This is a genomic window from Ruegeria sp. AP11 (assembly GCF_056535865.1).
On sequence record NZ_JBQFJB010000003.1, the window covers coordinates 46,428 to 66,294 of the forward strand.

The 19,867-nt window shown below is 56.7% G+C and carries 17 protein-coding genes and 2 pseudogenes; 18 read left to right on the top strand and 1 reads right to left on the bottom strand.

Translation table 11 applies throughout. From position 1 onward, the window contains the following. Positions 1-123: 123 nt before the first annotated feature. The 4 genes and pseudogenes from ACR3E4_RS21765 to ACR3E4_RS21780 all read left to right on the top strand — a co-directional run. Entirely contained in the window at positions 124-1,743 is a 1,620-nt protein-coding gene (locus tag ACR3E4_RS21765) for a transposase (protein ID WP_480567304.1), read from the top strand. Between the two features lie 4 nt (positions 1,744-1,747). Continuing rightward, the gene (locus tag ACR3E4_RS21770) at positions 1,748-2,623 is read left to right on the top strand and encodes a TniB family NTP-binding protein (protein WP_480535134.1); all 876 of its coding nucleotides are present in this window, start codon (positions 1,748-1,750) and stop codon (positions 2,621-2,623) included. After that, positions 2,616-3,674: a TniQ family protein gene (locus tag ACR3E4_RS21775; protein WP_480535133.1), complete on the top strand. Its 1,059-nt coding sequence runs from the start codon at positions 2,616-2,618 to the stop codon at positions 3,672-3,674. The genes ACR3E4_RS21770 and ACR3E4_RS21775 overlap by 8 nt, the downstream gene beginning before the upstream one ends. 295 nt (positions 3,675-3,969) lie before the next feature. Further along, a pseudogene (locus tag ACR3E4_RS21780) lies at positions 3,970-4,146 on the top strand (IS6 family transposase); the annotation flags it as partial. Positions 4,147-4,604: 458 nt separating this feature from the next. Here ACR3E4_RS21780 and ACR3E4_RS21785 read toward each other — a convergent pair. Next, positions 4,605-4,874: pseudogene (locus ACR3E4_RS21785) on the bottom strand (DDE-type integrase/transposase/recombinase); the annotation flags it as partial. Between the two features lie 176 nt (positions 4,875-5,050). Here ACR3E4_RS21785 and ACR3E4_RS21790 point away from each other — a divergent pair. The 14 genes from ACR3E4_RS21790 (at position 5,051) to ACR3E4_RS21855 (ending at position 19,849) form a co-directional block, all read left to right on the top strand. After that, complete coding sequence (locus tag ACR3E4_RS21790) at positions 5,051-6,046, top strand: substrate-binding domain-containing protein (protein ID WP_480535132.1); 996 nt, start codon at positions 5,051-5,053, stop codon at positions 6,044-6,046. Between the two features lie 68 nt (positions 6,047-6,114). Continuing rightward, positions 6,115-7,617, top strand: a complete 1,503-nt coding sequence (locus ACR3E4_RS21795) for a sugar ABC transporter ATP-binding protein (RefSeq protein WP_480535131.1) — start codon at positions 6,115-6,117, stop codon at positions 7,615-7,617. Positions 7,618-7,628: 11 nt separating this feature from the next. Further along, on the top strand, positions 7,629-8,606 hold the full coding sequence (locus ACR3E4_RS21800; RefSeq protein WP_480535130.1) for an ABC transporter permease: 978 nt from the start codon (positions 7,629-7,631) through the stop codon (positions 8,604-8,606). Further along, entirely contained in the window at positions 8,558-9,631 is a 1,074-nt protein-coding gene (locus tag ACR3E4_RS21805; RefSeq protein ID WP_480567307.1) for an ABC transporter permease, read from the top strand. Before ACR3E4_RS21800 ends, ACR3E4_RS21805 begins: the two co-directional genes overlap by 49 nt. A gap of 60 nt (positions 9,632-9,691) precedes the next feature. Next, a complete protein-coding gene (locus tag ACR3E4_RS21810; protein ID WP_480535129.1) occupies positions 9,692-10,387 on the top strand; it encodes a bifunctional 4-hydroxy-2-oxoglutarate aldolase/2-dehydro-3-deoxy-phosphogluconate aldolase in 696 nt (231 codons plus the stop codon). Between the two features lie 34 nt (positions 10,388-10,421). Then, positions 10,422-11,258 (top strand): SDR family oxidoreductase, encoded by an 837-nt coding sequence (locus tag ACR3E4_RS21815; RefSeq protein WP_170386406.1) that lies wholly within the window; start codon positions 10,422-10,424, stop codon positions 11,256-11,258. Between the two features lie 4 nt (positions 11,259-11,262). After that, complete coding sequence (locus ACR3E4_RS21820; RefSeq protein WP_480535128.1) at positions 11,263-12,318, top strand: alcohol dehydrogenase catalytic domain-containing protein; 1,056 nt, start codon at positions 11,263-11,265, stop codon at positions 12,316-12,318. Next, positions 12,315-13,370 carry a galactitol-1-phosphate 5-dehydrogenase gene (locus ACR3E4_RS21825; RefSeq protein ID WP_480535127.1) on the top strand — a complete coding sequence of 352 codons (1,056 nt, stop codon included), beginning with the start codon at positions 12,315-12,317 and terminating at the stop codon, positions 13,368-13,370. The genes ACR3E4_RS21820 and ACR3E4_RS21825 overlap by 4 nt, the downstream gene beginning before the upstream one ends. A 23-nt stretch (positions 13,371-13,393) precedes the next feature. Further along, positions 13,394-14,896 carry a glycerol kinase GlpK gene (gene glpK / locus ACR3E4_RS21830; RefSeq protein WP_480535126.1) on the top strand — a complete coding sequence of 501 codons (1,503 nt, stop codon included), beginning with the start codon at positions 13,394-13,396 and terminating at the stop codon, positions 14,894-14,896. Positions 14,897-14,904: 8 nt separating this feature from the next. Beyond that, a complete protein-coding gene (locus tag ACR3E4_RS21835) occupies positions 14,905-15,855 on the top strand; it encodes a shikimate dehydrogenase family protein (protein ID WP_480535125.1) in 951 nt (316 codons plus the stop codon). A 12-nt stretch (positions 15,856-15,867) separates the two neighbouring features. Beyond that, positions 15,868-16,443: a glucose-6-phosphate isomerase gene (locus tag ACR3E4_RS21840; protein WP_480535124.1), complete on the top strand. Its 576-nt coding sequence runs from the start codon at positions 15,868-15,870 to the stop codon at positions 16,441-16,443. Positions 16,444-16,459: 16 nt separating this feature from the next. Beyond that, complete coding sequence (locus ACR3E4_RS21845) at positions 16,460-17,380, top strand: phosphoglycerate dehydrogenase (RefSeq protein ID WP_480535123.1); 921 nt, start codon at positions 16,460-16,462, stop codon at positions 17,378-17,380. Beyond that, a complete protein-coding gene (locus tag ACR3E4_RS21850; protein WP_480535122.1) occupies positions 17,377-18,681 on the top strand; it encodes an arsenate reductase/protein-tyrosine-phosphatase family protein in 1,305 nt (434 codons plus the stop codon). The genes ACR3E4_RS21845 and ACR3E4_RS21850 overlap by 4 nt, the downstream gene beginning before the upstream one ends. Positions 18,682-18,805: 124 nt before the next feature. Further along, positions 18,806-19,849: a sugar ABC transporter substrate-binding protein gene (locus ACR3E4_RS21855; protein WP_170386385.1), complete on the top strand. Its 1,044-nt coding sequence runs from the start codon at positions 18,806-18,808 to the stop codon at positions 19,847-19,849. Positions 19,850-19,867: the final 18 nt, after the last annotated feature.

Here is a 19,867-nt window from a genome sequence, read left to right on the forward strand (position 1 = left end):
TGCTTGTTGAGACCATTTTTCATGGTTGGCCTTGTGCTGTGCTGGTCCTTTAAGTGTAGACTCACGCTGGATTTGTGCCAATACTTGTTTACAAAATGGCAGATTTCAGCGCGGCGGAGACGAATGGGTGGTGTTGAGGCGATTGACGAAGCCCGTTGGGCGGAGGCCGTGCGCCGTGAGCGGGAAATCCGCTCCCTGAGTCAGCGACGGGGCAACCGGGCCGAGGTTGCACGGGCGGCCCGACGTCTGAACCTCTCCGTGGCCTGGGTGTACCGGCTGCTGAACAGATATTCGGAAGATCCCCGGACGGTGTCACTGGTCCCTGCAAAAGGCGGTCGTCCAAAGGGGCATCGTTTGCTCTCGGATGCGGTTGAGGTCATCATCGCCGATCAGCTGGACCGGTTTTATGGGTCGCGACAAAAGCCTGTCCTGTCTGCTGTACATCGGGAGATTTCAAGGCTCTGCCGGGCGCAGGGTTTGAAACCACCGAGTTTGAAGGCGGTCAGAACCCGTGCCTTGTGCCTGAATCAGGTCAGACTGACACGGGCACGGGAGGGGTATAGGGCTGCTCAGTCAAAGGTTGGGCCGTCCAGAGGGTCTCTCCAGGCCACTATGCCCCTCAGTGTCGTGCAGATTGATCACACGCTTGTTGATGTCCAACTGGTCGATGATGTTCGGCGCAAACCGATCGGCCGACCCTGGCTGACGTTGGTCCTGGATGTTGCCACCCGCATGGTGCTGGGATTTGTTGTCTCTCTGGACCCACCATCCCGCCTGTCGGTGGCCCTGGTCATTGCACAGGCCGTCGGGGACAAGGCGGAGTGGCTGGCCGCGCGCAATCTCGCACATATTTGGCCCTGTACAGGGCTTTTTGACACGATCAAGCTCGACAATGCGGCAGAGTTTCGGGCTGTTGCATTGAAACGGGGGTGCGAACAATACGGTATGGCGTTGGATTTCCGCCCGCCGGGTGCGCCCTGGTGGGGTGGCCATATCGAGCGCTTGATGGGCACATTGATGACCGAATGCCATCTGTTGCCAGGCACGACGTTCTCTAACCCGGTCGAAAAAGGGGCGTATGAAAGCGAGGCCCGAGCCGTCATGACGCGCGCTGAGCTGGAAACCTGGCTCGCAGGCCGGATCACCGGTGTCTACCACAACCGGGTACATACGGCGCTTGGACGCACGCCGTTGAGCGCCTGGAGAGCGGCCGAGGCAACAGGGTGGGTGCCCAGAACTCCAAAAGATCCGGACCGGTTGTTGCTCGATTTCCTGCCCTTCGCGTACCGCACACCACGCCGCGACGGCCTGCAGTTGTTCAATATCGCCTATTGGCATCCGGAAATGGCGGTCTGGGCGGCGTCAAAGCCCGGCAAACTGCCGGTGCGCTATGATCCCCGGGATTTGTCCTGTGTCTGGCTTGAGACGCCGGAAGGGCGGTTGGAGCGGTTAACCACCAAACATGCGGATCGCCCACCAATCACCCTTTGGGAGCACCGGGCGGCCCTTGCTGCGTTGCGCGAGGCAGGGCAGGGAACGGCAAATGAGGCTGCCGTGTTCGACGCCATTGAGGCAGGTCGCCACCTGGTGTCGGCCGCATCCGGAAAGAGCCGGGCGGCGCGGCGTGCTGAACAGCGCCGAACCGATGCACATGAAGGGCTGGGCGCGCCAGTATCCGGGGCTGAGACCGATCCGCCGGACCCGGATTATGTGCCGAAAATCTACGATTCCGAACTCTGGTGAGGACATGAACGCATCTTTTTCGCATTTACCGCCCGCAATACGCCCGCTGGCGGCTCTGGGCGACGCGGAGCGCAGGCGGATTATCCGGTCTGATCGTTGGGTGAGCTACCCGTTGGCGATGCAGACAGTGCGGCGAGTCGAGGAGTTGCTGCAGCGGCCCAGGGTGTCCCGGATGCGCTCGCTGTTGATCCATGGGCCGTCCGGCATGGGAAAAACCCTGATCCGGCGCAAACTGGAACGGGATCATGCGGACGGCTTTGCGGTGCCTGGCAGCGACAGGCCGCATCCGCTGGTGTCGATGCAACTGCCGGCCCGACCTGATGAGCGGCGGTTTTACGCACATCTTCTGGATCGGCTGGGCGCCCCTGCGCGCCCGCGGGACACGCTGGACCAGATCGAGATTGCCGCCCTTCGGCTGTTGCGGCACCTGCAGCCGGCAGCGCTTCTGCTGGATGAGTTCCAGCATGTGGGGGCGTCGGGGGTGCGGGATGTTCAGGCGCTGCTGAACCTGATCAAGTTTCTGGCCAATGAGCTCGAAATGCCCGTGATCGCCTTTGGCACCGATGCCTCCTTGCATGTTCTGAAGCTGGATACCCAGGTCGACAGCCGGTTTGACAAGCATGGCCTGCGGGTCTGGCGCGACAATGAGGCATTCGCGGATCTGGTGTGCAGTATAGTGGCCGCAATGCCGTTGCGCGCCCCAAGCCCGGTGCAGGACAGGGCTGTGATGCGGGCGCTTGTGGCCCTGTCGGGCGGTATCACGGGGGATGTGTTCCATCTGCTGACGACGGCTGCGGCGGCAGCGGTCGGGGGTGAAGAGCGTATTACGTTACAGGGTCTCGAAGCCGCAGCTGCGGGGGAATGGCAGGCCCTTGCCTGACAAATTGCCATTTGTCCCTACGCCTCGGGCCGGAGAAAGCCTTTCGGGCTGGTTGAGTCAGCTGGAGGCGCTGTATTTTGGGACGGAACGGCGCATGTGGTGGTGGATGGGCCAGCAAAACGGCCCCGCAGATAGCGATCGACCCGATCACGCCCATCTGGAGGCGCTGGCCCGGTGCACTGGCATCGATGTTGCGCGGTTATCTGCGATGGTGTTGCCGTGGGTCGAGGAGGCGCCCAGGCTTGCGGATCGGCTTCGGGTCACAGCTGCTCCATGGCGGATCGGGCCATTCCGGTTGTTAGATGGCACCCGGCGCTTTTGTCCCCTGTGCCTGGCCACGGCCACGCCGCTATGGCCGCTGCACTGGCGCATGGGCGGTCCGGTGTGCCTGACGCATCACGTGTGGCTTGAGCGGGCGTGCAGCCACTGCCAGGAGCCCTTGCCTGTGACCGGCCTGTCACTTACCTGTTGTGCCCGCTGTGCCACGCCCCACCGCGTCACCCCGGTTGATCCGGTCGATCCCAGGGCAATGGCGTGCCTGGCCTCGATCCATCGGCGTATCGTGAAGATCGTGTCGGACCCTGATCGGACACGGGTCCGGGCGATGACCGGGGCTCTGGATTGGGCCGCGCTGGGGCAACTGGCCGGGCAATACGGACATCACCTTGCGGCAGGCACATCTGTTCGAGACTGGCGGGCGGCCTTGGAAGCCTGTGCAATCGCGGCCTCGGAACAAAACGTTGTGCTGGCCGATATGCCGGTCTTGGCGGTGCGCGAGGCGGCTCCGACCAAGGGTAAGGTGCGTATCGCACCGGCGCACACAGCCATGGTGACACCAAAACCTCCGCAGCCGGTCTCTGTTCTCGACGGGCTGAAGGACCGCGTAGGGGAGGCCCTTGCGCAAGCCCGCACAGATTTGACGGCTCAAGGCCAACCGGTCACAGCTAAAGCGCTGCGGCGACGGGCAGATCAGATTCTTCGGAAGCAGAGTGTCGGGCAGGGCAGGAGTCTACGGGTTTTGGACCAATGCAGTCGCGAGTCCAGTAGTTAAGGAAAACCGACAGGTGCGATTGCAGTATTGTGCCCATTTCCCGGCAAAATCAATCAGACATGATAAGGGATACTTATCGGATATAATAGCAATTTGAGTATGTAGCAAAAGTAACGTGCAAAATCATTGTTTTTTGCGCGCAGAGAGGGTAAGGGGTGGTTTTGTCGCAAACTTTGCTTCCACCTCTCGGGTCGAGTGCATTTCTGGTTGCGCGCACTCGAACAGGCTTTGTCGCAAACTTTCGGCCCCGTCGCCTCCGTGTTACTGGCGTCTCGGATTTCGAACGAGGCGAGCAGTGACAATCACATTCAAAGGCGCTCATTTCCCAAGGGACGTGATTTTGCACGCGGTGTTCTTCTATCTGCGCTATTCGGTGTCGTACCGTGACTTGGAAGAAATCCTGGCCGAGCGTGGCGTTAAGGTAGATCACGCCACGCTAAACCGATGGATCGTCAAATACGCACCTCTGGTCGTGTCGTTGTACCCTAATTGATCGGAATCTCGTCTGAAATTCTCCAACGATATCAATAGGGTTTTGCGCCCTTATTCTTCATATTGTACCCTTAATTCCAATATTGCCCCCTTAATTGCCAGACTGTCGGACCTGTGGACAACCTCCACTTCTTCGGTTGCATGTCAGCAGGCATAGCCCCACTATTCAGCGCGGAGCAGCGACTGATCGCTCGCGGTGTAATCTGTGGATATATTAGAATTAAGGGTACAAAACCCGACGATAGTGCGCCCAATCCGCAGAATCTGATTAATTAGGGTACAGTGACAGATAGTCGCCAAACCACTTGTTTATGTTGCGCATTCGAGTGAGGATTTGTCGCAAACTTTTGGAACGGCAAAAGTCACCGTCTTACCGGGCGCACTTATCCGACGATCTCGGTATACAGCCGAACACCAGACGTCGTGGTGCTAGGAAATTCCCGCTGCGTTGGCATCGCTCTTATCGACCACGGTATTGCTTGGAGTGCCGTTTGACCACAGCTCTTTGGCAAAGAATCTATTCGCTGCAGGGCCGTTTCGTCGTTCAGAAAGCATAAAATCAAGTGTGTTTCCTGCCTTGTCGACCGCTCGGTAGCGATACATCCACTTGCCGCGAACCTGTATTTTAGTCTCACCCGTACGCCAGGAATTCCGAGTCGGGCGTTTCTTCGATTGCGCTCGAGTAGCGACCGTCGTCGCATATTTGACGCCATGGCTGCGGTCGGCCACTGACATCGGCTAATGCAGTCCGTGGCTCATCCGCAGATCAATGCCACAAAGCGAGCCTTGCAATTTCATAAGATTCTACAGATTTATCTTGCAATAAAATTTCATGCGATGCTAATAAGGAATCGTGAAAATAATTTCTTCGAAGGGAGGAGTCCATGAAACTTTCGACTTTGCTCAAGGCTGCCGTGATCGGAGGAACGGTCATTGTTGCGGCAAGTTCCGCGTTTGCTGAAGATCGTGTCTATTACTATGCATCCCAACTTCTGGGTCACCCTTATCTGCTCGATAACCATCTTGGCATGCGCTATGCGGCCGATAAGTTCGGTGTGGAGATCCGCACAACCGGCCCCCAGGGCTGGGATCCTGCAGGTCATGCCGAAGCAGTCGAGCAAGCGATCGCCAAAGAACCTGATGGGATCATTACATCGCTTTGGGAGCCAGGTGCGGTTCCTGCAATCAAACGAGCGATGGACCAAGGCATTCCCGTCGTTGTTATCGAAGCGACCGTCGACGACCACGGCGCGATGACCTTTATTGGTTTGGACAACTATCAATCCGGTGTGGAACAGGCCAAAGAGTTGATCCGTCTCGCTGGAACCGAAGGTGCTTATGTTGCAAGTGGGAACTGGGGCGCGTCCAACACTGACGCAAAGATCACGGGCTTTACCGATTACGTCACCGCCAATTCCAATTGGCAGGAAGCCGGGCGCGTTGACGACAAAGCCAATACGGCAGATGCTATTGAAGCTGGCAAGGCGATCTTCAACACCTATGAGGACATCGACGCCATCGTTGGCTTCGACGCTTCATCGGGCACCGGAATATGTCTGGCGGCAGAGGAACTTGGTCTTGATATCGCTGACCTCGCGGTGGTGGTCAACGATCGGGAAGCTCCGGTTCTTGAGTGTATCGCGGATGGTGTGATCGATAGCTCGATCATTAACAAGACCGCATTGGAAAGCTTCATGGCGATCCAAATCCTCGAAGCTTTCAACGATGCGAATGTTGGTTTGGCCGGTGTACCGATCTCGGCAGACAATACAGCATCCGGCGTCACCTCGGCACCCGAGGTCATCTACATGGGTGCCCAGGTCATCAATGCAGAGAACGTTGAGTCGTTCATGCATGAGAACATCCCCCAGTACGACTGAGGAGAACAAGTCCTGCGCGCAGGAAGTTGCCAGCGCGTGGGACCAAGCCCTGCTTCGCGGAGGAAAAGATGCCAGATCTTGTCGAACTCAGGCATGTGTCCAAGTCCTACGGGCCGGTTCAGGCGCTGAAGGATGTGAGTTTCTCCATACGCGCCGGTGAAGTCCACGCGCTCCTTGGCGAGAACGGGGCGGGCAAAAGCACGACAATGCGCGTGGTGCGAGGTGAGACCGCCCCTTCGAAGGGCGAGGTGGTTGTGGCCGGTCAAACGCTGACGCGGTTCTCTCCAGCCGTTTCTGATGATCTCGGTATCGCGATGGTTCACCAGGAGCTGGCGATCTTCAATGGCTTGACCGTCGCTGAGAACCTCGCCCCCGACTTGCCTACACGCAACCGGGCCGGTTTTGTAAACCGAAAGGCACTGAATGAATTTGCAACCGCCAAGCTCAATCTTTTCAATTTGAATATTGCGCCGGATCAGCTGATGTCCTCACTGACTACCGGGCAGAAGCAGATTGTAGAGATCCTCCGGACCATTTCTGAGAGCCGCCGCCTGATCATTCTTGATGAGCCAACGTCCAGCCTGAATGCGCAGGAAACGGAAACTCTATTAGATCTCATCAAGTCACTGCGGGCGGAAGGTAAAAGTGTTTTGTTTGTCTCGCACCGGATCCCGGAAGTCCTCGAGATCAGTGATCGGATAACCGTGCTGCGAGACGGAGAGTACATTGAGACGCTGGAGAACGCGGGTCTGACCGAGGCGGACTTGGTGCAACGCATGGTTGGGCGTGACATGGGCGAGCTGCATAGGCGCCGTGCGTCAAGCGGCGCAAACCGGGACATCGTCGCCTTTGGCGCCAAAGGGTTGTCAGGTGTTGGCGGCCTCAACGACGTGACTCTGGATTTGCACCAGGGAGAGGTCTTGGGCGTTTTTGGTCTGGAAGGTTCGGGGGCGAGTGAGCTTTCCCGCCTTCTCTTTGGGCTTGATGCTCCAGCCGCGGGAACTCTGCACGTGAAGGAAAACGTCGTTCCCAACCCTGCGCCGCTCAAGATGATCGACGCAGGGGTCACCTACTTATCGCCAGACCGCTCTGAATCCGGGTTGTTTAAATACCGGGCATTGACGGACAACATTACCGCGCCTGTCCTGTCTCGGCTCAGCCGTATGGGGTTGATCCGGCGCGCGAAGGTGCAAGATACATCCCGTGCGTATTCGGACCGATTTGAAATCAAGTCTGGTGGGTTGGCCAGCACGCCTGCATCGCTTAGCGGCGGCAATCAGCAGAAGGTGATGATGGCCGCTTGTCTGACGCCGGATCCAGATGTGGTGATCGTCAATGAACCAACCAGAGGCGTAGACGTTGGTGCCAAAGCCGAGATGCACCGCAAGTTGATTGAGTTGGCCGAAAACGGCACCAGCGTGATGGTGTTTTCCTCCGAACTTCCAGAACTCGTGAGCCTCTGCGACCGCGTGATCGTCTTGCGGAGCAATCGCATAGTCGGCGAATTGATTGGCGATGAAATCACCGAAGATAGCGCGATGACACTGGCCGCTGGCAGCGCCGTTCACTGAAAGGAAGAGACATGGCTGCGACTGATCAATCGATGAGCGTACCTTTCAATTTTCGAGGAATTGCTGCCTCTGGCGGTATCCTTGTTGCTGTGGTGCTTTTGCTGTTTGTCTTCCTTGCGATCACAAAGGCTCAGTTTTCGGCCTATAATAATCTATACTCTCTGGCTTTTGCGCTTTCCATCGATGCGATCGCGATTCTTGGGTTCACCTATGTGATGGTGTTGGGGGAGATTGATCTGTCGGTTGGTGCCGTCTATGCGCTAGCCGGAACACTGACGGGCTGGCTGCTCAAGGTAGGGGGGCTGGACCTTTATCCCGCGATCTTTCTGGCGCTATGCGTTGCAACCGCTGTCGGGTTTGCCAATGGTTTTCTGGTAACCCGGTTCAAAGTCAATTCCTTGATGTTAACAATCGGCACTTTGATCCTTGTTCAAGGGGTCGTCGGTGTCCTGGCCACCGATTTGGTTGGGGGCGTTTATCCGCGAGACTTTAGGCTCTTGGCAAAGACCCGTTGGTTCGGAATAAATGCAACAATCATTGTCGCGGGTTTTGCGCTTGCCGTCCTAGTGTTCCTGCAACTGCGCTCATCGCTGTTCCGCAAGATGTATCTGGTTGGTGAAAATCCAGAGACGGCGCGCATCTATGGTATCCGAACTGACGCATTCAAGCTTTGGGCGTTTGTTGCGTCGGCCTTCTTCGCCGGGGTCGGAGGAGTTTTGACCGCATCTCGTTTGACCCATGCGAGCACCGATATGGGTGTTGGCCTGGAATTCACTTATGTCACGGCAGCCATCTTGGGGGGTGCCAGTCTGTACGGAGGGCGTGGAGGTGTCGGAGGCTCGGTGCTGGGCCTGCTCTTTCTTGCGCTGATCCTGAATGGCCTCGTCATGTACAACGTCAACCCGCTTGCCCAGCAGGTCGCCATTGGTGTGCTGCTTATTTGCGCAGTGTTGGTCGACATGATCATGAACAAGAAGGAGGGCGCGTGATGTCTGCTGAAGCAGTGGCGACACCCAAGACTGTTCCCGCACAATCAATAACGCTAAGCCGCTTGCTTGCACAGCCCGAGGTGACAGCCGGTATTGTGGTTGCAGTGCTTCTTCTGGTTTTGGTGTTTGGCAGTCCCTTTTTCCTGAACGCGAACAACCTCGCCTCCCTGCAAACCAGCATTGGACCAATGGTCCTTCTGGCAATTGGCATGACAGTGCTTTTTGTGACCGGCACATTCGACCTGTCGATCGGAGCCACAATGGCTTTGGCCGGTCTCGTGGCGACATGGCTTCTTTCTGCGGGTCTGCCTTGGCAAATGGCCATGATCGGCGGTGTCGGTGTTGGAGCAATTGTCGGAGTATTCAACGGCGTGTTGGTGTCTTATGTCGGGTTGAACCCTTTGATTGTGACCCTTGGGGCGCTGTATGTACTGCGTGGTTTGGTTGACCTGATGATCGGAGGCGGTCGTCCACAGCCTTGGATGTATGTGTCAAGTCCCGAGGTTGATCCAGGCTTTTATGCGTTTGGATCGCTGCATATCGGACCGCTTCACATTATTCTCCTTCTGGCGATTGTCTTGGCGCTTGGCGCAGATGTCATATTGCGCCGCCATCCGATTGGGCGCCGCCTCTATCTTGCTGGTGACAATCCGGATGCGGCGCGGTCATTGGGTATACCGGTGCGTCGACTTCAGTTGGCAGGTTTCGTTTTGTGCGGCGTTTTGGCCGCGATAGCCGGTATGTTCATCGCCGCGCGAACCGGTTTGGCCAGTCGTCATATTGGCTCTGGCGTGGAGTTGCAGATCATCATTGCCTGTCTCGTAGGCGGAGCCAGCATCGCCGGAGGGCGCGGCTCGGTGCTTGGGTCTGTTTTGGGTGTGTTGTTCATCACGCTGGTCAATAACGCATTCAACCTATTTGAGGTTGCTGCGGAATGGCAAAAGGTTGTCGTTGGCTCAGTTCTGATTTCTGTTGTTGTTTCCGATGGTTGGCGTTCTGTACGCCGAGCACGGCGGGGGAAGTAAGTTTCGAGGCCGACACAAGGTAGGAAAATAATTTCTTCAAGTTTATTGCAGAATAAAATTTTGCGCGATAAACTGACTGTGAAAAGAATCGCGTTTCATTCGATGGAGACAAGAACGGTGACAGAGCAAGACATCATCCAGCGCATCAACGCAGCACGGCTTTTGCCTGTGGTAGTCCTGGAGAGAGCTGAAGATGCCGTGCCGCTGGCCAAAGCTTTGCTTGCGGGTGGGTTGGACGTCGCAGAAGTCACTTTTCGAACAGCAGCGGCTAAGGATTCCATACACGCCATCGCACAAGCCGTCCCGGAGATCCTTTTGGGGGCAGGTACGGTCACGAACGTAGATCAGTTGGATGCCGCCGCCGAGGCGGGCGCAACTTTCATCGTGACCCCAGGGTTCAACCCTGACGTTGTCCGCCACGCGCAATCCAAGGGAATTCCGATTGTTCCGGGGATCAACAATCCAACCGGTGTCGAGCAGGCAATGTCGCACGGGTTGAAAGTTGTCAAATTCTTCCCCGCCGGACCAACGGGCGGAGTTCCATTCCTCAAAGCGTTGACGGGGCCCTATGGCGACATGCGGTTCGTTCCCACCGGGGGCGTCAACGCGGGGAATGTGTCGGACTACCTTGGGATATCGCAAGTGGTTGCTTGCGGTGGATCCTGGATGGTTGATCCCGAGCTGATCGCCGCCGGGAAATTTGACGAAATCAAAAATTTGACGGCCGCAGCCTTAAGCGCTGCTCGTGCTGCGTGAACAGAGTTCAAGTTCTTCAAGAAAAGGAAACATCATGTCGATAAATGGAAATGGCAGACGCGCTCCAATGACGCTTGAGGGCAAGGTCAGCATCATCACCGGCGCGGCTTCGGGGATCGGAGAAGAGGTGGCCCGCGTCTATGCAGACGCCGGATGCAAAATTGCGATGGTGGATTTTGATAAGGAACGTCTTGATCGCGTCGCTAAGGAAATCGCAGCCGAAGGCGGGGATGTTCTGCCAATCTACGCTGATGTCACAGAAGAAGAGACGGTCCGCGCGTTTTTCAAACAAGTGCATGAAAAGTGGGGCAAGATCGATGTCCTGGTCAATTCGGCCGGGCGCGACAGCCTGGCGCCTCCGCTGAACGAAGTGACGCTGGAGGAATGGAACAAGACCATCGGGCCAAACCTGACGGCCGTGTTCCTCTGCTGCCGCGAGGCTTTCATCTACATGGAACCGCAGGGCGGCGGACGCATCATTAACATGGGATCGTCTTCAACCCGAGTTGCATCGGGACCCGGCCACAGCCCTTACCGAGCTTCCAAGCACGGTATGATAGGTTTCTCGAAGAACATCCTGTTGGATGGTGAGAAGAAGAATATCGGTGTCACGGTACTGAACCCGAGCCATGTGAAAACTCCGATGACCGAGATCATCGACAAGGGTCTCTATGACGGTGACTTGAAGGCCTACACAGACGGTTGGCTGGACGAGAAAGAGCTGAAGGAAGGCATCCATGCCTCGTGCATCGACGTGGAAAACGTAGGCTGGTTGGCACTCTACGTTGCGACACGTACACCCGACGTCACGATCCCGACAATCTCGCTCTATCCCACGCACAAGGTGCACCGCTACGGGATGGAGGTCTGAACAAGTGAAGGCGGCTGTTTTCAAAGGGGTCGGCACGGTCACGCTCGATGAGCGCGAGATGCCTGCAATCAGCACTGAGGAAGTGTTGGTCAAGGTGCATGCCGCATCGATTTGCGGCACCGATCTGAAGATTGTGCGCGGTGGCCATTTCCGGGTCGGCCCTGATGAAACACGCGTTCTGGGTCACGAGCTTGCGGGGGACATTGTGGCGGTTGGCGATCATGTTGCCCATTGGAAGGTTGGTCAGCGTGTCTCGGTTGTGCCCAATATCGGCTGCGGGCGTTGCGACATGTGCCGCAAAGGGCTGAACAATATGTGCCCGAAATACGATGCCTTTGGTATCAACATCGACGGCGGTTTTCAGCAATACATGATTGTGACGCCGGCCGCGCTTTACGGTGGCAACCTCTTCGAAATTCCTCGCAGTCTTGACTATGAAGCTGCCGCCTTGGTCGAGCCGCTGTCATGTTGTTTCAATGCCTGGAAAGATCTGCACGTCACACCTGAAGATCGCGTGCTGATCCTGGGCACCGGGCCGATCGCCGCGCTCTTTTTGCAACTGGCAAAATCCTACGGTGCCCGGCAAGTCATTGTCGTGGGGCGTCGCGACAGCCGGTTGCAGGAAATCGCGGGGCAGGGGGCCACGGATACCGTGAACTCTTCCGATGTTGATGTACATGATGAGGTGATGCGTGTAACCGGCGGGCATGGTGTTGATGTGGCGCTGACCTGCGCGCCCGCGCCAGAGCTTCAGGGCCTCGCCCTGGGATTGCTGGCCCGATACGGGCGGATGAACTTCTTCTCTGGGCTGACCAAAGGCAGCACAGTCGAACTGGATACCAACAAGGTGCACTATTGGGGGCTGACTCTTCTGGGCAGCACCGGGTCCAGCGTCGAGGACTACGCACGCTCGTTAAAGCTGGTCGAAAGTAATCAGATCGACGTGACATCCATCGTGTCCCATCGTTTCGGCATGAATGACGTCATCGCGGGTTTCGATCACGCACTGACCGGCAAGGGCATGAAAACACTCATTCTTCCGCAAGAGGCAAGCGCATGATGAAGGCTGCAGTTCTCCACGCCCCGGCTGATCTTCGGGTTGAAGACGTTCCGGTTCCCAAGGACTTGGGAGACAACGAGGTACTCGTCAAGGTGGCTGCCTGTGGCATCTGCGGCTCAGATATCGGTCGCGTTATGGTCACGGGGACATATAGTTTCCCAACGATACCAGGGCACGAATTCGCAGGGGTCGTGGAAGAGATCGGTACCGAGGTCTCGCATCTGAAGCCTGGGGACAAAGTTGCCGTTGCACCGTTGATGCCCTGCGGGACCTGTGATGACTGCGCGCGTGGGAACTACTCCTTGTGCGAGAATTACAACTTCCTGGGCTCTCGTACCGATGGCGCTTTTGCGCAATATCTTAAGGCCCCTGCACAAAATGTCCTAAAGGTTCCGGACAATGTCAGCCTTGAGGTCGCTGCGACCATCGAACCGGCGGCCATTATCCTTCATGGTATCCATAAGGTGGACCTAAGTCTGGGCGATGCCGTGGTTGTCGTGGGATGCGGTGCGCTCGGGTATTTTGCCCTTCAGTTCGCCAAGCTGTCCGGCGCGCAGCCCCTGATTGCCGTGGATGTTGATGAGGAAAAGCTCGAACTGGCGCGACGGGTCGGAGCGGACGTCTGCATCAATCCTGCTCAGACTGATGCGCTTGCGGCAATCAAGCAGGCGACAAAGGGCCGGGGCGTTGCACTGGCGCTGGAAGCGGCCGGGAATGACGCAGGGCGAGACTTGTCTATCCTGTGCTGCGCGAAACAGGGCAAAGTCGTGCTCTATGGGACGGCCTATGGGGATGTAACTTTCTCCAAAGCGGCGTTCGACAAAGTTGTGCGCGAAGAGGTTGAAGTGATTGGCTCGTGGAATTCTTACTCTGTGCCGTTTCCGGGCAAAGAGTGGTTCGATATCATGGGTTTGCTTGAAGCTGGGCGTCTGGATGTTGAGCCGCTGATCACGCATCGAGCTTCTCTGGATGAAGCGCCAGAGATCTTTCGCAAACTGAAAGATCGTAGCTTTGGGCCTTATCACAAGATTCTGTTCAAGCCGAACACGTGAAGGCAAGAGCGAGGGAGGGCGATATGACTGACAAGAAATATGTGCTGGCACTGGACGAAGGGACGTCAAGCGCCCGCGCCATTCTATTTGACAAAGCCGGGGAAATCGCGGCCATCGGTCAGCAGGAATTTCGTCAGATTTACCCTCAACCGGGTTGGGTTGAACATGATCCTCGCGAGATTTGGACAACGCAGCTGGCGGTCATTCAGGAAGCCATGAAGTCGGCTAATGCCAATCCAGCAGAGATTGCCTCCATTGGGATAACCAACCAACGCGAAACCGTGGTGATCTGGGACCGCAAAACCAGCCGTCCCATTTACAATGCCCTGGTTTGGCAGGATCGCCGCACGGCAGACGTGTGTGACGGGCTCAAGGCGCAGGGGCTTGAGGAAGCAATCCGTGAAAAGACCGGACTTGTTGTGGACGCCTATTTTTCAGGAACCAAAATTGCCTGGATCCTCGACAACGTGGAAGGCGCGCGGGAGCGGGCCGAACGGGGCGAATTGGCTGCAGGCACCATCGACAGTTGGTTGATCTGGAAGCTCACCGGTGGAGTGCATGCCACGGATGTCTCGAATGCGTCCCGGACGCAGCTGATGGATATCCGGACCTGTGAATGGGACGAGGATTTGATGCGCGAATTGCGGGTGCCGCGCGCGATATTGCCGGATATAAAAGACAGCTCTGAAGTGTATGGAACCACACATCCGAATGTCTTTGACGGTGCGGAGATCCCGGTTGCCTCTGCCATCGGGGATCAACAAGGCGCGCTCTTTGGGCAGGCCTGTTTTGAGCCGGGCATGGTCAAGGCGACCTACGGCACCGGTGGTTCACTAATGATGAACGTCGGCGAGGAGGTGAAATACTCCGAGAACGGCCTGCTGACGACAGTTGCCTGTCGCGTGAATGGCAAAACTCAATACGCGGTCGAAGGTCTGCTCTTTACCGTCGGCTCGGTCATTCAATGGCTTCGCGACGAAATGAAAATCCTTCACAACGCCGCCGAGAGTGAAGTCTCGGCAAACAACGTTGATGACACAAATGGTGTTTATGTTGTTCCGGCATTCACAGGCCTTTCGGCGCCGCATTGGGACCAATATGCGCGGGGCACGATTGTTGGCATCACTCGAGGGGCCAACCGCGATCACATCGTGCGGGCGTCGCTGGAAAGCATGGCCTACCAGATCCGAGACGTCATCACCTGCATGGAGAAGGACACAGGGATCACGCTTGCCGACCTGAAGGTCGACGGGGGCGCGGCCATGAATAATTTCGTCATGCAGTTTCAGGCCGACATGCTGGATGTCTCGGTGCTCCGACCCAAAATCGTCGACACCACGGCACGCGGCGCCGCGTTTCTGGCAGGGCTCGCAGTGGGGTTCTGGGAAACCAAGGACGATCTACGCGCGACATTCACACTGGACAGACAATTCGATCCACAGATGGACCGGACGCAAGCCGACAAGCTGTACGCGGGTTGGACCCGTGCCGTTGAGCGATCGCGCGACTGGGCCGAACACGAATAGGAAAAACAATGACCAACTACGCCGTTGCAACGCGCCGAACGATGTACTTCATCGGCGTGACCACAACCAAATCGTCCATCATGAAGGTGTTTCCTGCTTGGGCAGAGCATTTGGGGTTGAACGCCGAACTTAAGGGCATCGACTTTGCGCCGAACTCGGACCACGACGCTTATCGCGGTGCTGTTTCTTTTATCAAGTCGGATCCATTGTCGCTTGGGGCGCTTGTGACGACCCATAAGGTCAATCTTCTGAAAGCCTCGCGCGATCTGTTTGATGACCTTGATCCTTATGCACAGACATTACACGAGATTTCATCGATCTCGAAACGGGGTGACCGGCTGACGGGCCATGCAAAGGATCCCATCAGTGCCGGAGCGGCGTATGAAGCGATTGTTGCAGACGGTCATTGGGTACAAACCGGTGGTGAAATGCTCATACTTGGGTCCGGCGGTTCGTCGCTGGCTCTAACGCTTTATCTACATAACAAAGCCGCAGAAAGCGGCGATGTGCCAGGTAAAATCATCGTCACCGCCCGGCGCGACGCCAGCCTCGATGAAATGCGCACCGTTCATGGCAATATCGGGTTCAGCATTCCAATCGAATACCGGCTGGCTCCGACCCCATCAGAAGCCGATTTGGTTGTCTCGGAATTGCCGAAAGGCTCAATGGTGATCAACGCCACTGGGCTTGGCAAAGACGGCCCCGGGTCACCTGTCTCAGATGCGGTGAGCTACCCCGAGGACGCTCTGATCTGGGAATTCAACTATCGCGGTGATCTGGTTTTCCTTGATCAGGCGAACGCACAGGCAAAGGCCAAAAACCTCACCGTGGTCGATGGCTGGGTCTATTTCATCCATGGCTGGACCCGCGTCATCGCCGAGGTTTTCGACATCGATATCCCCATGTCCGGACCGGCTTTTGACGAGCTGAGCCGGATCGCAAAAGAAGCGACTTCCTGAAAGGACTATTCCATGAACAACATGACACCCACATTGTTTGATTTCGACGTCGAGACTGGCGCGTCCAAAACCGCAGAGCCGATTGCACGCCCTTTGTCGACCCTCAAGGGCTATTTTGCTGACGAGGACGCCTTTAACGCAGCGGTCACGGAAGATGATGCCATGGTCTATGAATATTTTGACATGGGCGTACCGGAGACCAGCGGCAATGTCGCCTATGGCACCACCCGTATCCGTCCGGGCAAAATCGGTGAGGAATACTACATGACCAAGGGTCACTTCCATACCGTGCTGGACACTGCGGAAGTATACTACTGCCTCTCCGGCAATGGTGGAATGATGATGGAAACACCTGAAGGCAGGGTCGAATGGCGTGAGATGAAGAAAGGCGATGCGGTTTACGTGCCGGGTCGCTGGGCGCATCGATCAATCAACATTTCTGACAGCGAGGACCTTGTGATGTTCTTCGCCTTCCCGGGGCACGCCGGTCACGACTATGGGACGATCGAAACCAAGGGTTTCCGTAAACTGCTGGTGGAACGCGATGGCAAACCCACGCTGATCGATAATCCGCGCTGGCAAGGATAGCCTCCAAGGTATTCAGATGACATCTAAAATTGCAATCACGCCGCGCTCGCTTTCGGACGCGGGCCATCCCGCTTTGTCTTTGCTGACTGATCAGGGATATGAGCTTGTCTTTCCCGCACCGGGGCAGACACCTTCCGAGGATGCGCTGTTGTCTTCAGTGCCGGGTTGCGTCGGCTGGCTGGCCGGAGTGGAGCCGATTCCGGCTCGGGTTCTTGATCAGGCAGACGGATTGCGCGTGATCAGCCGCAACGGAGTTGGCGTGAACAACATCGACCTGGCCGCTGCCCAACGCCACGGGATTGCCATTGAACGCGCCGCAGGAACCAATGCGCGCGGCGTGGCAGAGCTTGCCATTGCGCTCATGTTGGCGGGGTTCCGTCATGTGCCATGGTCCGACGCCATGCTGCATCAGGGCAAGTGGGAACGCCGCAAAGGGGTCGAAGCCGAAGGCCGCGTGCTGGGTGTCATTGGCTGCGGTGCCATCGGCCAGACCGTGGCGCGTATTGCCATCGGTTTGGGAATGAAGGTCCTGGGACATGATCCCTATCCTCCACAAGGTTTTTTACCGGAAGGCTTTCGGCTGGCGTCTCAGGATGAAATTTTTGAGAAGTCGGACGCCATTACTTTGCATTGCCCGTCCTCGGAAAAGCCTGTGATCGATGCCAGCGTCATTGCACGTTTGAAGTCCGGCGTCCTGATCATCAATACCGCGCGGGCTGAACTCCTTGACGACGAGGCGGTTCTGGCGGGATTAGAGAGCGAGAAAGTCTCATGTCTTGCGACGGATGTGTTCCGGGAAGAACCTCCAGAGCCATCCAGCCTCTTGTCGCACGACCGAGTGATCATGACTCCTCATGCCGGTGGGTTCACTGAGGAGAGCGTTACGCGCGCCACAGAAGCCGCCGTATACAATTTGCTGAAAGTTTTGAAGCAATGAGTGTCAGTGGCGATCTTTGGCCCTCTCCCGAGACACTGGGCAGCCCAAGCTCGGGGGCAGCTGTCTGGTGGTTGGGGCAGGCGGGTTTCCTGATCGAAATGGGTGGGTTGCGGATTGTTATCGACGCTTATCTGTCGGATTCGCTGGCAGAAAAATACAAGGGAAAAAAATTCCCACATATCCGAATGACCCAAGCTCCTGTTGGACCGGGTGATTTGGAAGGCATTGATTGGCTACTTTGCACCCACGGACACACCGATCATATGGACCCGGGCACTATTCCTCCGCTCCTTGCGGCAAACCCGGAGGCGAAGGTCGTGGTGCCCAGATCGGACATAGCGCGCGCCACGGAACGTGGAGTTTCGAAAGATCGTTTGGTTGCCGTCAATGACGGAGAGTGGTTGGATTTGGGCGGCGTGACGTTGTTTGCTACGCCAGCGGCTCATGAAACGTTGAGCCGCGACGGCCAGGGGAACGCGCATTTTCTGGGCTACGCCCTGAGAGGTCCAGACGCGACGATCTGGCATTCCGGAGATACCATTCCTTTTCCAGGGCTGGTTGAATCGGTTGCTCCTCTCTTGGTTGATCTTGCCCTCTTACCTGTGAACGGCCGCGATAAAGTCCGCGCAAGCAATGGTGTGCCCGGAAACCTCACTTTGGAAGAGGCTGTTGCGTTAACCGAGGAGATTGGGGCAGGGGCCATGCTGGGGCACCATTTAGATCTGTTCGACTTCAACACACTCGACCGAGACGTTGGACAAAAATGGCTGAGCAAAAACGCTGACTGTTCGCGTGTGCGTCTTGTGGAATTGGGGAAACGTTATGTTGTGAGCTCCAAGTCAGCCGGGACACCTCGAAAGATCCTGGCGATTTGCCGCGGCAACATTTGCAGGTCGCCGATGGCAGAGGGCATTTTGGCAGATTTGTTGAAGCATCGTTCGGACTGGGTTGTGGACAGCGCGGCGATCAAGAATTGGAATGTGGGGTGTGCGCCAGACAAACGCTCGATCAATATCGCGAAAACTCATGGGTTGGACCTAACGAGGCAGCGCGCCCGGCAAATCACTTCTGCGGACTTTCGTGACATCGACCTGATCCTGGCGATGGACGCGGACAATTGTACCGCGCTTGCCGAGATCGCACCTGTGGATGCAACGGCACGTATTTTGAGACTTGGTGACTTGATCCGCCCAGGTCAACGCCACGATATTGCCGACCCATATGATTTTGGCGAGGCAGAGTTTGAAAAGTGTTTCGCAGAAATATCAACTGCTTGTGTTCAACTCGCAAAGAGAATTTGATTTTATTCATCTCTAAAACGAAAGAAATTCTTTACAAACTATGACTAATGGAACAGAATTTTACGAAATCTGGTGAAGGGAATCGCCAGAAGGCGAGATCAAAGTTCAACTGGAGGAGAACGACATGAACCTGAGACAGACCTTGCTGACGAGTGTTGCTTTTGTGGGCATCGCAGGTGGTGCTTGGGCCGAAGACATGTGTGACTATGCGGCCCCCACGGCCCTGAACGATGGTGCGCAAGCCGCAACCGGTACGATCCAGAATGACCAAGACGGAATTACGATCGCCTATCTGCCGATGGGAACCGAATTTAACTACCACATCGCGCTCGGCGAAGGCATCACTGACGTCACCGAAACACGCGACGGAGTTGATAGCTTCTTGTTGTCGCCCTATTCCGGAGGTGATCTGGCAGGTCAAATGGGCATGCTGCAGGATGTGACGGCCCGCGACGATGTCGATGCCATTATCCTGATCAGCTTTGACGAAAGTGCGTTGGCGCCGCTGGTTGAAGAGGCGGTAAACGCTGGCAAGGCCGTCGTGATCATAAACTCTGACATCCCGGACTTTCCGACACCGGTACATGGCGTTGTTGGTGTAAACCAGCGGGCTGTAAATCACGCCTTGGCCGATTGGGCCATGGAGCAGGCCGATGGCGCAGCGCGTAAGGTCGGTGTGCTCGACGGCGAGCCGGGATATCTGGCGACTGAACGGGCCGGTGGTTTTACCGACGGAATCGAAGGCACTAACTGGGAGCTCGTCGCGCGCATCAATGGTGGCTGGAGCGTCGAAAAGGGCAACACTGCGGCGATGGACCTGATCCAGGCAAATCCTGGGGTCGAAGTGATCTACGCCTCGAACGACTACATGGCTTTGGGCGCTGTCTTGGCCACCCAAGCTCTTGGTCGGGATGATATCTCCATTCTGGGTTACGACGGCGATACAGGCGCGCTTGAGGACATTGCGGCGGGAGGTATGACGGCCACGTCTGATACTTCGCCCGTCATCATGGGCCGCAAGGCAGCCTGCTTTGTGCTCGACCTTATCGAAGGGAAGAGCGAGGGCGGATATGTGAATACGCCGACACGGATCGTGCATGAAGGCAATGCAGTTCAGGTTCTGCAAGCACCTGAAGACCTCTTCCCCCTGCCGTCCAAGGATTATTGATACCTCCCCAACTGGGTC

Excerpts from the sequence above, each read along its gene's own strand:
- ACR3E4_RS21840 (WP_480535124.1), top strand. The coding sequence starts at position 15,868 with ATGAACAACATGACACCCACATTGTTTGATTTCGACGTCGAGACTGGC.
- ACR3E4_RS21835 (WP_480535125.1), top strand. The coding sequence starts at position 14,905 with ATGACCAACTACGCCGTTGCAACGCGCCGAACGATGTACTTCATCGGC.
- ACR3E4_RS21770 (WP_480535134.1), top strand. The coding sequence starts at position 1,748 with ATGAACGCATCTTTTTCGCATTTACCGCCCGCAATACGCCCGCTGGCG.
- ACR3E4_RS21800 (WP_480535130.1), top strand. The coding sequence starts at position 7,629 with ATGGCTGCGACTGATCAATCGATGAGCGTACCTTTCAATTTTCGAGGA.
- ACR3E4_RS21845 (WP_480535123.1), top strand. The coding sequence starts at position 16,460 with ATGACATCTAAAATTGCAATCACGCCGCGCTCGCTTTCGGACGCGGGC.
- ACR3E4_RS21855 (WP_170386385.1), top strand. The coding sequence starts at position 18,806 with ATGAACCTGAGACAGACCTTGCTGACGAGTGTTGCTTTTGTGGGCATC.
- ACR3E4_RS21795 (WP_480535131.1), top strand. The coding sequence starts at position 6,115 with ATGCCAGATCTTGTCGAACTCAGGCATGTGTCCAAGTCCTACGGGCCG.
- ACR3E4_RS21850 (WP_480535122.1), top strand. The coding sequence starts at position 17,377 with ATGAGTGTCAGTGGCGATCTTTGGCCCTCTCCCGAGACACTGGGCAGC.
- ACR3E4_RS21765 (WP_480567304.1), top strand. The coding sequence starts at position 124 with ATGGGTGGTGTTGAGGCGATTGACGAAGCCCGTTGGGCGGAGGCCGTG.
- ACR3E4_RS21790 (WP_480535132.1), top strand. The coding sequence starts at position 5,051 with ATGAAACTTTCGACTTTGCTCAAGGCTGCCGTGATCGGAGGAACGGTC.
- ACR3E4_RS21815 (WP_170386406.1), top strand. The coding sequence starts at position 10,422 with ATGTCGATAAATGGAAATGGCAGACGCGCTCCAATGACGCTTGAGGGC.
- glpK (WP_480535126.1), top strand. The coding sequence starts at position 13,394 with ATGACTGACAAGAAATATGTGCTGGCACTGGACGAAGGGACGTCAAGC.
- ACR3E4_RS21825 (WP_480535127.1), top strand. The coding sequence starts at position 12,315 with ATGATGAAGGCTGCAGTTCTCCACGCCCCGGCTGATCTTCGGGTTGAA.